The 13,392-nt window shown below is 71.3% G+C and carries 9 protein-coding genes and 1 pseudogene; 8 read left to right on the top strand and 2 right to left on the bottom strand.

What is annotated here, in order from left to right:
- Positions 1-123 precede the first annotated feature (123 nt).
- From OOZ19_RS08070 to OOZ19_RS08045, 6 genes are all read left to right on the top strand, one after another.
- Positions 124-1,305, top strand: coding sequence for an ROK family transcriptional regulator (locus OOZ19_RS08070; protein WP_266089393.1), 1,182 nt, complete (start codon positions 124-126; stop codon positions 1,303-1,305).
- A 391-nt stretch (positions 1,306-1,696) separates the two neighbouring features.
- Complete coding sequence (locus tag OOZ19_RS08065) at positions 1,697-3,193, top strand: DHA2 family efflux MFS transporter permease subunit (RefSeq protein ID WP_266089392.1); 1,497 nt, start codon at positions 1,697-1,699, stop codon at positions 3,191-3,193.
- Positions 3,194-3,871: 678 nt separating this feature from the next.
- Positions 3,872-4,723, top strand: coding sequence for a helix-turn-helix domain-containing protein (locus OOZ19_RS08060; protein WP_266089391.1), 852 nt, complete (start codon positions 3,872-3,874; stop codon positions 4,721-4,723).
- On the top strand, positions 4,720-4,896 hold the full coding sequence (locus OOZ19_RS08055; protein WP_266089390.1) for a DUF397 domain-containing protein: 177 nt from the start codon (positions 4,720-4,722) through the stop codon (positions 4,894-4,896). The genes OOZ19_RS08060 and OOZ19_RS08055 overlap by 4 nt, the downstream gene beginning before the upstream one ends.
- Before the next feature lie 128 nt (positions 4,897-5,024).
- Positions 5,025-6,047: a DUF6528 family protein gene (locus tag OOZ19_RS08050; protein ID WP_266089389.1), complete on the top strand. Its 1,023-nt coding sequence runs from the start codon at positions 5,025-5,027 to the stop codon at positions 6,045-6,047.
- Between the two features lie 231 nt (positions 6,048-6,278).
- Positions 6,279-7,166 carry an SAM-dependent methyltransferase gene (locus OOZ19_RS08045; protein WP_266089388.1) on the top strand — a complete coding sequence of 296 codons (888 nt, stop codon included), beginning with the start codon at positions 6,279-6,281 and terminating at the stop codon, positions 7,164-7,166.
- A gap of 36 nt (positions 7,167-7,202) precedes the next feature.
- Here the strand turns inward: OOZ19_RS08045 and OOZ19_RS08040 are convergent, their stop codons facing one another.
- On the bottom strand, positions 7,203-7,982 hold the full coding sequence (locus OOZ19_RS08040; protein WP_266089387.1) for a class I SAM-dependent methyltransferase: 780 nt from the start codon (positions 7,980-7,982) through the stop codon (positions 7,203-7,205).
- A gap of 435 nt (positions 7,983-8,417) precedes the next feature.
- On the opposite strand from OOZ19_RS08040, the pseudogene OOZ19_RS30140 reads away from it, so the two are divergent.
- Positions 8,418-9,443 (top strand): annotated as a pseudogene (locus OOZ19_RS30140) (acyl-CoA dehydrogenase family protein); the annotation flags it as partial.
- Between the two features lie 333 nt (positions 9,444-9,776).
- On the opposite strand, the gene OOZ19_RS08025 reads toward OOZ19_RS30140, so the two are convergent.
- Positions 9,777-10,148: a TraR/DksA family transcriptional regulator gene (locus tag OOZ19_RS08025; protein WP_266089384.1), complete on the bottom strand. Its 372-nt coding sequence runs from the start codon at positions 10,146-10,148 to the stop codon at positions 9,777-9,779.
- A 165-nt stretch (positions 10,149-10,313) separates the two neighbouring features.
- On the opposite strand from OOZ19_RS08025, the gene OOZ19_RS08020 reads away from it, so the two are divergent.
- Positions 10,314-13,199, top strand: coding sequence for an AfsR/SARP family transcriptional regulator (locus OOZ19_RS08020; protein WP_266089383.1), 2,886 nt, complete (start codon positions 10,314-10,316; stop codon positions 13,197-13,199).
- Positions 13,200-13,392: the final 193 nt, after the last annotated feature.

Raw genomic sequence — 13,392 nt, 5'->3', positions numbered from 1 at the left:
CACTCGACTCCCTTGCGATTTGTTCGTTTGAAGAACATAATAGGGTTCGGCTGCGAGCGGTGACAACAGCCGAACCCTGCTCCGAACGATGGGAAGTGGATGCGCGGGAGCAATCTGGATCGCGTGCGGCGCGGCAACCTCGCGACCGTGCTGGGGCTCGTGCACCGCGGGGGATCGCTGTCGCGCGCCGAGATCACGCGGACCACCGGGCTCAGCCGCTCCACCGTCGCCGCCCTCGTCGCCGAGCTCGCCGACCTGGGGTTCGTCCTCGAATCCGGCCCGGAGGCCACGGCCAGGGTCGGCCGCCCCTCGCCCGTGGTGCATCCCGATCCAGGCTGCGTCGCGATCACCGTCAACCCCGAGCTGGACGCGGTCACCGTCGGCGTGGTGAGCCTCGGCGGCAAGGTCCGGGCCCGGATCCGCAACGAGGTCGGGCACCCGGTCACGGCGGCGGAGACCGTCGAGATCGTCGTCGGTGATCTCGCGGACCTGGCGCCGGAGCTCGCGAGCAGCCGCGTGGCGGGCATCGGCGTCGCCGTCCCCGGCCTGGTCCGCGAGGGCGACGGCGTGGTCCGGTGGGCGCCGCACCTCGGCTGGCGGGAGGAGTCGATCGCGGCGGCGCTGCACCGGGCGACCGGTCATGACGCGTTCGCCGCGAACGACGCGAGCCTGGGCGCGCTGGCCGAGCACATCTTCGGCGCGGGCGTCGGCGTGCGCGATCTCGTCTACCTCAACGGCGGCGCGAGCGGGATCGGCGGCGGCGTCATCACCGGCGGCGCACCGCTCGGCGGGGTCGGCGGCTACGCGGGCGAGTTCGGGCGGACCCGGCCGGGCGTGCGCGATCCGGCGGACAGCGCGGTCGCCGACGGGACCTTGGAGGACGAGGTGAGCCGCGCGCGGCTGCTCGCGCTGCTCGGGCTCGATTCGGCGGACCAGGTCGAACTCTCCGCGGCGCTCGCCGCGTCGGCCGACCCCGCGGTCCGAGCCGAGCTCGGCCGCCAGGCGCGGGTGCTCAGCGTCGCGGTCAGCAACGCGGTCAACGTGCTCAACCCGGAGCTCGTGGTGCTCGGCGGTTTCCTCGCGGACGTGCTGCGCGCGGACCCGGAGCGGTTCACCGGCCTGGTGCGCGAGCAGTCGGTCGGGCCCGCGTCGGAGGGGGTGCGGATCGTGCCCGCGGCGCTCGGCGCGGACCTGCTCATGATCGGCGCGGGGCAGCTCGCGCTGCACCGGCTGCTCGCCGATCCGGCCGCGATCAGGGACCGCGCCGGAGTGAACGGGCCGTCGGTCCCGGATCGCGGAGCGTGAGCGGGTGCCGCGTGTTCGCGGACAGCTCAAGACACCTGCCTTAACGTCGTGACCTCGACGAACGACCTGTGCTCACCCGTCTCCCGACAGGTGCGTGACCGGGTTCGCCTTCATCACTCGAAAGTGGCATCTAAACTGGGTGAGCCGTCCGCGTCACGCGGGCGGCAGTGCAGGCGATGGCATGCCTGGGGGGGAAGCAGCGAGGTCTCGGCGCTTGGCCGTCGCACGTTCATGACGTGCCGAGACCGGTGGTGCCGGACCACTCGGCTCGTCCGGACCGAGCCCGCCGGTGTCGGCGGGTGAACGTTTCTCGGAGCACGGGCTCCAGGTGCCGCGACGTGGCCGCGCCGGAGAACGCGCTCGACCTAGTTCTGTGAGGGGTACTCGAACCATGACCGACTCCACGAGAGCCGTGGACACGGAGTCCGATCGCGGGGCCGCCGCTCCACCGCGGGCCGCCGTGCTGCTCGGTGTGCTGGTCGTCTCGGCCTTCGTCATGATCCTCAACGAGACGATCCTGAGCGTCGCGCTGCGCGACCTCACCGTCGACCTCGGGGTGTCGACCACGACCGTGCAGTGGCTGACCAGTGGTTTCCTGCTGACGATGGCCGTGGTCATCCCGATCACCGGGTTCCTGCTGGAGCGGTTCACGCCGCGCCAGATCTTCATCGCCTCGCTGACCATGTTCAGCATCGGCACCTTGCTCAGCGGCCTGGCGCCCGGGTTCGCGGTGCTGCTGGTCGGCCGGGTCGTGCAGGCGTGCGGGACCGCGGTGATGATGCCGCTGCTGATGACCTCGGTGATGCGCCTGGTGCCCGTGTCGAGGCGCGGCGCGACGATGGGCACGATCACCATCGTCATCGCCGTCGCCCCCGCCGTGGGGCCGACGATCGGTGGCGCGGTGCTGGCGTCGCTGGGCTGGCGCTGGATGTTCTGGCTGGTGCTGCCGCTGTCGCTGCTGGCACTGGCCATCGGTGTGGTCTGGATGCGCCTGGACGGCGAGACGCGGCGGGTGCCGCTGGACGTGCTGTCGGTGGTGCTGTCCGCGGCCGGCTTCGGCGGCCTGCTCTACGGCCTGTCGTCGATCGGCGAGTCCGGCGGCGGTGACCACCCGGTGCCGCCGTGGGCATCGATCGTGGTCGGCGCGCTCGCGCTGGCGGCGTTCGTCGTGCGCCAGGTCCGCCTGCAGCGCCAGGACCGCGCGCTGCTGGACCTGCGCCCGTTCAAGATCCGCTCGTTCGTCGTGGCGCTGGTGCTCACGGCGCTGCTGTTCATGTGCCTGCTGGGCGCCGGGGCGATCATGCTGCCGCTGTACCTGCAGACGGTGCTGCACACCGGCACGTTCGGCAGCGGCCTCGCGGTGCTCCCCGGCGGTCTGGTCCTCGGGCTGCTCGGCAGGCCCGTGGGACGGCTGTTCGACCGCTACGGCGCACGTCGCCTGGTGATCCCCGGTGCGTTGGCGATGGCGGTCTCGCTGGGGCTGTTCGCCACGCTGGGCGCGGACTCGTCGCTGGGCGCGGTGATCGCGATCCACGTGCTGATGATGGCGGGGCTCGGGATGATGATGACGCCGTTGATGACGGAGTCGCTCAGCGCCCTGCCGGACCACCTGCACTCCCACGGCAGCGCGATCCTCGCGACGCTCCAGCAGGTCGCGGGCGCGTTCGGCACGGCGGTGTTCGTCACCGTCGCCTCGCTCGGCAGCACCGCGCCGTCCGGCGCACCCGACGCCGCGGGCGTGCGCACCGCGTTCATCGTCGCAGCGGTGATCGGCGCGCTCGCGTTCGCGACGTCGCTGTTCGTCCGCTCGTCCGGAGGATCCGGCGAGCCGGTGTCGGTGACGAGCTCGGACGACGAGCGGCGGTCCACCGAGACGGCGACCAAGTAGCCGGTTCGCCTCAACGAGAACCGAAGACGACGCCGCTCCGGCGGCACCACCTCGGCGCGATCACTCCAGTGGTCGCGCCGACGTGCTTTCCGGTTTAGGCAAGCGGTTCCGGCGCTCGGCGGCGGACGTCACGACGTAGGAAGGAGCAGGGCGCGTCGGTGGTCGGGGGCTTCGACGCGCCCTGCTCGTCTCCCGGGCGCGACCGCCGGGTCAGGAGCGGCGGTGCGGCGGCCGGGAGGCGCCCGGAACGCGTGCGGTGGGGGGAGGGAGGGCGCACGCGATCCGGGTGGTCAGTCGCGCCGATCGCCGCCGGTGCCGTCGAATTCCGCTGGCGGCCTCGTCAGCTCCACTCCCTCGATGTTCAAGAGCGGAGCCGCGCGCCAGATTTCCAAGTCGCCGTCGCACACGGCTTCGCGCACGCTCCGGTGCGGAGAATTCGCGCGCGGGCCGGCGAGCGCGTCGGCTTTTCCGTCGAACACTCGATCGGGCGTTTTGTCGGATGTCATTGGCGATTCCTCGAATGGTCCGTTCGCCGGTTGCGCCAGGATCGAGTGCGTTCCGCGCCCTTGTTCCCGCGCTCCGGATCGGTCGACGCACACGTTGACCGGTTGCGAATGAGGACCACCAGAGCGCCGATCGTGTGATCAGGTGAAAACAGCGACAACAGGTAGGTGTTGCATGGCTGCCACCGCAGGTACGCCTCGCGCGCGAGCTCTTTCGGCCGCGCTGCGCGACGCGCGCGAAACGCGCGGAGTCGGTCTCCGGGTGTTAGCGAGACAACTGGAGTTTTCGCACACCCAGATCTCGCACTGGGAGACCGGCTACCGGGTGCCCGGCGTCGAGACGGTCGCGATGATCCTCACGGCGCTGCGGGTCTCGGCGGGTGAGCGGGAGCGGATCCTCGACTTGGCCCGCAACCTCGGCGAACCGAGCTGGCTCACCGTCGGCACCGCCGGAATCCCGCAACAGCTCGCGGGAGCGATCGAGTGTGAACGCGCCGCATCAGCGATCTCGGAATGGTCCCCGATGGTCGTGCCGGGACTGTTGCAGACCGCGGATTACAGTCGGGCCCTCCTGGAAGGGATCGACCTCTCGAAAGAGGACCTGGATGCCCGAGTCATCGCGCGCGCGGGTCGCGGCGAGGTGTTGAACGAGCGAGATCCGCTGCGTTTCGAGGCGCTGATCAGTGAGGCCGTCGTCCACGAGCCGATCGGTTCGGCCCGGACGATGCGGACGCAGGTCGAGCACCTCATCGACATCAGCGCCAAGCCGAACGTGACGATCCGAGTCGTGCCGTTGAGGGTGGGTTGGCACCCCGGTTGGTCGGGCCCTTTCGTCGTCTACGAATTCCCGGACGCTCCTGCCGTCGTCCATTTCGAGCACTACAGTTCCGGGGTTTTCGTCCCCGTTGAGCACGATGTGCGGGAATATCGGAAGGCGGTGCGCAAGATTCACGATATCGCCATGGACCCGACCGGCTCGTTAGACTGCCTCGCCAAGGCTCTCAAGGTGTGGGAGGTTGACCGGTGAACGAGGTTCGTTGGCAGAAGCCCAGCCGTTCCAATCCGAACGGGAACTGCGTCGAGCTGTCGAATCCGCGAGGCAGGATCCGGGATTCCAAGGACCCGAACGGCCCGGTGCTGCGGGTGGACGTCCTGAAGTTCGTCGACTCGGTCAAGCGCGGCCGGTTCGACGCCGAGTAGGCGGGTGATCGAACGCGAGCGGCGCCTCGGGCCGGACTTCCGGGGTGCCGCTCGCGTTTCCGCGTTCGTCCACCGTCGGCCCGCTGATCGCCTACTGTTCGATCAAGCGTGCTTCTAGGGGGAATCACATGCACAGCAGGCGAACAGTGCTCAAGGGCGTCGCTGCGGGAGCGGTCCTCGGATCGACCTCGCTGGCGACCGGCGCCACCGCGAGCGCGGCGGCGGGCTACCACGTCGCCGTGGTCGACCAGAACTCCAAGACCGTGCGGATCTACGACCGCGACGCGACGCGGTGGAACGACGACTCGGTGATCTGGACCTTCGAAGGCAAGGAACCGCCGCTCGGCAAGAAGTGGTGGGCCGACCTGTCCGACGTCAAGATCCGCAAGACCGCGAAGCGCGGGCTCATCGCGCTCGTCGTCGCCTCCGGCGGCGGGGCCGGGGTCGTCGACATCAAGAAGCGCGGCGAGCACACCGACTCCGACAACGACCTGATCTGGGACGCCTACCCGGATGACAACCCGCATTCGATCGAGCGGATCCCGTACAACGGCTCGATCCTCACCGCCAGCTCCAAGGGTGAGAAGAACCTCCAGCTGTACTCGCCGAAGAACGCCGACTCCATCGACGACTTCGACGGCTACGAGAAGGTCAACTCCTGGACCTTCCCCGGTGCGCACGGAATCCTCTGGGACCCGCGGACGAAGGACTCGGTGGCGGAGGGCGTCTTGTGGGTGCTGGGGGACGGCAAGCTCGTCGGCTACAAGGTCAAGGGCTCCGGGCAGAACACCGACCTGGACGTGTGGCGGACGGTGCCGATCGAGCACGACGGCGCGAAGATGGGCCACGACCTGCAGCCCGACTACACCCACCGCGGGCGGCTGCTGCTGACCGACAGCAAAGGCGTCTACAGCTACGACGTCAACGAGGACGAGGTGATCAGCAAGCCGATCTGGGCGAAGGGCCGGGTCAAGTCCATCGCGCGCCACCCCGGCACCGGCGAGTACGTGTGGGTCGTCGGCTCACCGGACACGGGGGAGATGGGCACGAAGGTCAGCATCGGCACGAAGCTGGGCGAACCGTCCGACGAACGCGGCTGGGCGGACGCCCGGTTCTACAAGGCGCGGATCTTCTCGCCCGACTACGAATGAGCCCTGCGGCGCTGAACTCACCGGTCCGCTCGTGCGGGATTTCCCGCTGACGAGCCGGTTCGACGGAGCCCGCGGACGCGATCGGCCGCCGGTTCTCCGGCCAGCGGACCGGAAATCCTCCTTCCGGGCCGCTGGCCGTTTTCCTGGATTTCCGGGGATATCGTGGCCGGATCGTCGTGGTTCCGCCGCGAGCCGTGGTGCTCCCGGCGGGGCCTGGAGAGGAGATCGCTCGTGACCAGCCAAGATCCTTCGGCGCGCCGGACACCGTCCATCCCGGAGGGCGTGGCCCTGACGGCCGCGGCGGTGGCTCAGGAACGCGCGGTCGAATCCGCCGCCCCCGGTGCCCTGGTGCGCGATCCGTGGGCGCGGAAGCTGGTGGACGCGGCGGTGGCGGCGGCGCCGGACTCGAACCAGCAGTGGCGCCGGCTGGCCGAGGGAGCGACTCCCGGGGAGATGGTCCCGGCGATGAGCGGCTTCCTGGCCTTGCGCACCCGTTGGATCGACGACGCGGTCCTCGCGGCGGCGGCTGCCGGAGCGCGGCAGGTCGTCGTGCTCGGCGCCGGGTTCGACACCCGAGCGCTGCGCCTCCCGTGGCCGAGGCCGGTCGACGTGTTCGCGGTGGACCAGCCGGAGGTGGTGACCTTCGTCCGGCACGTGCTCGACGGCGTCGCGCCCGCCCCCGGCGTGCGCTGGGCATCGGTCGCCGCCGACCTCACGGAAACCTGGCCGGTCGCGTTGCGGGAATCCGGATTCGCCCCCGACGTCGCGACGGCGTGGATCGCGGAGGGGCTGTTGATGTACCTCGGGCCGGGTGAGGTCGAGGTGCTGCTGTCGGCAGCGCGGCAGCTGTCCGCACCCGGATCCGCGCTGTTCGCCGACGTCGCCGACCGCAGCGTGTTCGAGGCGCGCACGTTCGCGTCGGGACGGGAGGTCCTCGACGACAACCGGTCCCCGGTGCGCAGTGCGCTGGACGATCCGGCGACGTGGTTCGCGGCCCGCGGGTGGAACGCGCGGCTGGTCGACCCGACGGCGTTGGCCAAGGCCCACGGTCGCGTCGTGCCGCCCGTCCTCGACCCCGCCGGACCGACGTTCCACTTCGCCGAAGCGCGCCTCCGGTGAAGCCGGTCGGCAGCGATCCGGTGCGTGAGGTGTCCGTCAGTTCTTGCGGCCCACGAGGTGGAAGACGCGGCTGAGACCGCGGTAGGGGTCGCGCCGGCTCGCTTCGAGTTCGGCGGCGGCCGTCGCCGCGACCCGCCGCTCATCGCTCGGGTCGAGCTCGGTCCCGCCGAACCCCAGCCAGTCGACGAACAGCCACACCCCGTACCAGCGCAGCGGTTCCACGTCGCCGGCGCGCAGGAGTTCGCTGAGCTCGTCGACCGTATCGGCCCGGCCCGGCACTCCCAGCACCCCGATCTCGGTGCGGGAGTCGAACGCCGCCAGCGCGTCCTCCCAGCGCTGCTCCATCGCCGGGCGCACCGCCATCGCCTCGGCGTTCGCGGTCATGATGGACACGAGCCCGCCGGGCGCCGCGCACCGGCACAGCTGCTCGACCAGCGGCTCCGGCCGGTCGAGGTACCCGAGGACTCCGTGGCACAGCACGGCGTCGAACCGCTCGCCGCCGACGGCCTCGCTGGCCTTCTCGCCGTCGGCGTGCAGGAGCGTCACCCGATCCCGCGCTTCGGCGGGAAGCCGCTGCTCGGCCTTGTCCAGCATCGCCCGCGACGGATCGAGCACCGTCACCTCGTACCCGGTCCGCGCCAACGGGAACGACTGGTGCCCCGCACCGCCACCGACGTCGAGCACCCGCGCCGGAGGCGGCGGCAGGTGCTCCAGCAAGTGCCGGTGCAGCACGTACGTCCGCACCCGCCCCTTCACCGAGGCGTAGGCCTCATCGGCGAACTGACCGGCCAACTCGGCCCAGACGTCTTCGCTCATAGGGCCAAGGTAGGCCCTCGGCCCGAGGTGCGGCGCCAGGACGGGAGCGCTGTCAGCGCCGCCTGGCGAGTTGATCGCTGCAGGCGGCACCCGTGGTCCGCCGCCCGCCACCGGGCGTTGGCGTCGTCGAGGAGACGCGCGGGAAGCCGGGGCGACCCGCGCATCGTGCGCGGGCGCGTTTTCCGAGCGGCGCGCGCGGATTAGGTTGTCGCGCAAAGCAAGTTCCACGCTGTTGAGCAAGCGTGGGCAGGTCCTCGCGGTGAAGCTCGGCCTCGGGTCGGGAGTTCATCGAGGACCGCGCGACCCGGCTGGCCCGGCTGATCTCTGAACGCGCCCCGGCACCCGAAGCCCACGGGTGGGAGCGCGCGATGCCCGTGCGCCTCGGGCCGCCCACCTCGACCGGCCGTGCGCCGTGACCTCGCGAACGGAGTGCTGATGCCCGACGGACGAAGCCACCACCACGACGATCAGATCGACCGCGACTTCCTGCTGCCCCGGCACCGCGCCCTCGCTGAGTCGGTCGCCGAATTCGCCGACCTGCACGTCCGTCCCCGAGTTCCGGAGCTCGAAGCCGCGGGAGAGGTCAACGGCGACCTGGTGCGAAAGATCGCCCGGCTCGGCTGGATCGGCGCGACCATCCCCACCGGCCACGGCGGGCCGGGGTGGGACCACCGCGCCAAGGTGCTCATCGTCGACCGGCTCTCCCGCGTCTCCGGAGCGATCGGCGCCGCCACGCAGGCCGGCGACATCCCCGTCGCGATGTTCCGGTGGATCGCCACCCCCGAACAACAACGGGTGTGGCTTCCGGCCCTGGCAGGCGGACGAACGCTCGCCACGATCGCCGTGACGGAACCCCGTTCCGGCGGCCACGTCCTCGGGATGGACACCACCGCCACCCGAGACGGCCGGGACTACGTCCTCAACGGGCGAAAGTGCTTCGTCGGCAACTCCCACATCGCCGACGTCCACGCGGTCGTCGCCCGCACCGGAGAGGGAGAGCTGAGCGCGTTCGCCGTCGACTCCGACGCCGACGGACTCACCCTGCACCCCCACGAACCCGCCTTCGGCCTGCGCGGATTCTCGTTCGGAGACCTCGACTTCGACGACGTGCGCGTACCGGCCTCCGACCGGCTCGGCGCACGAGGGGACGGGTTCGCCGCCGCCCACCTAGCCAGCATCGTTCACGGTCGCCTGGACATCGCCGCCGTCGCCCTCGGCCTTCACCACGCCTTGCTGGAGGTCACCGTCGACTACGCCGGCGGGCATTCCCGGCTGTCACGGCACGAAACCGTTCAACAGCGCGTGGGACAGATCCAGTCCAACTACATGACGGCCCGTCAGATCGTCCACCACGCGGCCTGGTTGCTCGACCAGGGCGGCGACTGCGACGCCGAGTTGGTCAACGCGAAACACGTCGCCGTCGAACGCGGCGCGGACTCGGTGCGACTGGCCCAGGAAGTGTTCGGTGCCCGCGCGCTGCGCGCGGCCGAACCCGTCGAACGGCTCGCGCGGGACCTCCAGCACCTCTGGGCCCCGCCGGTACCGCCGACGTCCAGCGGTACCGGCTCTGGTAGATCGCCACCCGCACGTCGAAGACCTCCTGGTCCCGCCGCGCGACCGCCCCATGACCCAGCGCCGAGAGCGGGCGACCGCTCCCGCCCGAACGCGCAGACCGGAAGACCGACGATGCGCGGGGCACCAGGTCGGATCGTTCGCGCTCCTCCGCCACCGCGTCGCAGGTGGACCTTCGCCCGGTCTCACCGGTCACACGGGCCATCGACCTGCGCCGACCGGTCAGGGCCGGGTGGCGCAGGCGATGCAGGTGGTGGCGGCGGGCAGGGCCTGGAGGCGTTCTGGGGCGATGGGGTCGGCACAGCGTTCGCAGTGGCCGTAGGAGCCCTCGTCCAGGCGGGTCGTGGCTCGGTCCAGCGCTTCCAGCTCGCGGGCGGCGTCGGTGAGCAGGCCCTGCAGCTGAGCTCGTTCGTAGGCGATGGTCGCGCCTTCCGGATCGTGCTCGTCGTCGGCGCCCGTCCAGGTGGAGACCTCGCGGATGGACGTCAGTTGCCGCCGCAGGGACTCGATCCGCTCCAGCGCACCGGCGCGTTCGGCAGCCAGCAGTTCCCGCGCCGAAGCGGGCTCGGCGCTGTCGGCGGTCGGCTCGTCCATGACACGCCAACACCGCCGCACCGTCGCGATATTCCCGGTCAGAGCCTCGGGCGTGCTGATCCGCAGGGGAGCCGGGCGGCGATCCGCGCGCCGCCTTCCGAGGGAATTCGGGAAATCCGCGTGAAAAGCACCTCCTGGTGCTGATCCACTGCGTAGTCTCTTCCCATGCCGCCGGTTCAGGTGAACGGCCCACCGGTGTCCGCCGAGTGCGGACTGAGCTTCACCGTCCTCGGTCCGTTGCGAGCCTGGCGCGGTACGACGCCACTGGACCTCGGGCCGGTCCGCCAGCAGGCGTTCCTCGCCGGGTTGTTGCTGCGGCCGGACGTGACGGTCAGCAGGCAGCAACTGCTCGACGCGGTGTGGGGCGAGGAGCCGCCAGGCACCGGGCTCAAGGTCGTGCCGGGCTACGTCTACCGAGTGCGCAAGAGCCTCGGCGGTGACTCCGTCATCAGCGGCGACCGCGGCGGGTACCGGTTCCACGGCGACCGGGTGCGGGTGGATTCGGTGCTGCTGGAGGAGCTCGCGGCGCAAGCCCGCGCGGCGCATCGGGCAGGTGATCTAGCGGCGGCGGTGGGGCTGTGCGCCGAAGCGCTCGCGTTGTTCGGGGGCGAGCCGCTCACCGGGCTGCCCGGTCCGTTCGTGGCGGGCCAGCGGCGCCGCTGGACCGAGCGGCGGATCGCGCTCGCGCAGCAGAAGGCCGAGTGGGAGCTGCGGCTCGGTCGCCACGCCGAGGTCGTGGAGGAGTTGTCCGCGCTGCTCGCGGCGCACCCGGACAACGAGACTCTGGCCGCGCTGCTGATGCGCGCGCTGCACGACGGCGGCCGACGGGCCGACGCGCTGGCGGTGTACGCCGAACTGCGCCACCGGCTGGTGGAGGAACTGGGCGTCGAACCGGGCGCCGAGACCCGGCGCGTGCAGCAGGCGGTGCTGCTCGGCGAGGACGTCGCGCCCCGCACGCCACGCGCGACCGTCCAGCGCGGGGCCGCGCGCGACGAGCTCCCGGCCGACGTCGGCGACCTGGCCGGCCGTGATCGGGAGCTGGCACTGCTGACCGCGTCGGCGGGCGGAGGGGCGGTGACGGTCGACGCCGTGGACGGCGTGGCGGGCTCCGGGAAGACCGCGCTCGCCGTGACGGCCGCGCGGGTGTTGCGTGCCGAATGCTCCGGCGGCTGCTTGTTCGTGGACCTGCACGGCCACAGCGAGGTTCGCGATGCGTTGGCGCCGCAGCGAGTGCTGAGGAGGCTGCTGCGGGCCGTGGGCGTCGATGACAGCGCCATCCCGGATGATCTCGACGAGCTCGCGGCGGGGTGGCGATCGGCGACGATTCCGCTGCGGCTGCTGCTGATCCTCGACGACGCGTCGAGTCCCGAACAAGTGCGTCCGCTGCTGCCCGCCGGGGCCGGAAGCAGAGTGCTGGTGACCAGCCGCGGACGGCTGACCGGGCTGGACGTGCGGCGCCGGATCTCGTTGGGGCCGCTGGACGTGGACGCGGCGCAGGGACTGCTCGGCGGCATCGTCGGCACCCCGTCGACGGATCGGGAGCGGGCCGCGGCCCGGGAACTGGCCCGGCTGTGCGGGTGGTTGCCGCTGGCGCTGCGCATCGCGGGGGCAAGACTGCAACACCGACCGATGTGGACACTGGAGGACCTGGTCTCCCGGCTCTCCGACGATGACGCCCGGCTCGGCGAGCTGACAGCAGGCGATCGGAGCGTGGAAGCGGCGTTTCGCCTGTCCTACCACCGGATTCCCGGCATCGAACAACGCGCGTTCCGGGCGCTGAGCCGGACGCCGTCAGCCGAGCTGGACCGCGTCGCGATGGCGGCGATGCTGAACTGCTCGCCCGCGCGAGCCGGTCAGGTGTTGGAGAACCTGGTGGACGCGAACCTGGTGCAGCAACCCGCCGTCGATCGGTACCGGCTGCACGATCTGGTCGCCGTGTTCGCGCGGCGGCTCGCCGCGGAGCACCCGGCCGAGACCGCCGCCGCCGACCTCCGGCTGCTCGAACTCCACCTGACCGCGGCCCGCCGCGCCGTCGACTGGAAGCGCACGGGACGACCGGACGAACCGTGGACCCGCTCGACGCCGTTCAGCGGGGTGCGGGACGCCGTGGAATGGCTGAACTCGGCGGGCGACTTGTCCGACGTGGTCTCGCACGCCGTGGCCACCGGAAACGTGGACCACGCATGCCTGCTCGCCGAGGCCGGCGTCGACTACCTCCTGCGGCGGGGACGGATCCACGAGTGCCGGGCCGCCCTGGAGATCGCGCTGGAACACCTCGCGGAGGCCACCGAGCGGCGGATGGTCGCGGCGCTACGCTTCTGGCTCGGCTGCGTCGAACTCATCCAGGGCCGCCACGAACCGGCGCGCTCCTGCTTCCGCGATGCTCTGCACGCCGCCAGGAACATCGGCGACCGCTGGGAGGAATCCCGCGCCTTGGGCGCCTTGGGCGTGGTGGCCGGGTTGACCGGGGCGAAGGTCGAAGCGGTCGACGCGTTGAGCGAAGCGCTCGAGGCGGCCGTCGAGCTGGGCGACGATTGGCTGGTCGAGCGCGCGGACTCGTACCTCGGCTACCTCCAGCACGTCGACCACCGCCACGACGAGGCCCTCGAACGCTTCGAGCGCATCCATGCGCTGGGCGAGAAGCTCGGCAGCGCCGCGATGATGGCGCGAGCGCTGTGCTACTCCGGCAGCGTTCACCTCGTCGTCGGCCGCTTCTCCGAGGCGGCGACCGCGCTGCGTCAAGCAGTCGATTCCGCCGAGGAGCTCGGCGACCTCGTGCTGTACGCGGCGAGCCTGTCCAGGCTGGGCTCGGCCGAGTACGAACTGGGCGACCCGGTAGGTGCGCTCGACTCGCAGCGCCGGGCGCTGAAAGCGTTCCCCGCGGACGGCCCGGCTTCGGTGGAACTGGAGATGCACCAGCGCTTGGCCGAGACCTGCCTGCGAGCAGGGCGGCACCGCGAGGCTCAGGAGCACTTCCACTCGGCGCTAGCCCTCGCGGAGCTGACCGGCCCGACCGCGGAGATCGCCGGTCTCCGAGAAGTGTTCCTCTGAGCAGGGCCTGCGCGGCGGGTCATCGCACGGAACCGCAGCGGTTTCCCGCTGCCCCGTTGCCGAGTACCGCCGCGACTCCCCAGTAGCAGCCCTGCACGGCGAGATCGTCGTCCTCGTCAGGAAGCCGCTGGGAACCCGCCGGTCGTCGTCCTGCGCAGGTGGTCACTGGTCGTCGGCTTCGCGGCTGGCAGGA

It is taken from the genome of Saccharopolyspora sp. NFXS83 (assembly GCF_026241095.1).
Classification (GTDB): domain Bacteria; phylum Actinomycetota; class Actinomycetes; order Mycobacteriales; family Pseudonocardiaceae; genus Saccharopolyspora_C.
Note: the sequence above shows the minus strand (reverse complement) of the source record. Positions and strands in the feature narration are given on the sequence as shown.

Coding starts and splice junctions, on each gene's coding strand:
- OOZ19_RS08065 (WP_266089392.1), top strand. CDS start 1,697: ATGACCGACTCCACGAGAGCCGTGGACACGGAGTCCGATCGCGGGGCC.
- OOZ19_RS08060 (WP_266089391.1), top strand. CDS start 3,872: ATGGCTGCCACCGCAGGTACGCCTCGCGCGCGAGCTCTTTCGGCCGCG.
- OOZ19_RS08050 (WP_266089389.1), top strand. CDS start 5,025: ATGCACAGCAGGCGAACAGTGCTCAAGGGCGTCGCTGCGGGAGCGGTC.
- OOZ19_RS08040 (WP_266089387.1), bottom strand. CDS start 7,982: ATGAGCGAAGACGTCTGGGCCGAGTTGGCCGGTCAGTTCGCCGATGAG.
- OOZ19_RS08025 (WP_266089384.1), bottom strand. CDS start 10,148: ATGGACGAGCCGACCGCCGACAGCGCCGAGCCCGCTTCGGCGCGGGAA.
- OOZ19_RS08020 (WP_266089383.1), top strand. CDS start 10,314: ATGCCGCCGGTTCAGGTGAACGGCCCACCGGTGTCCGCCGAGTGCGGA.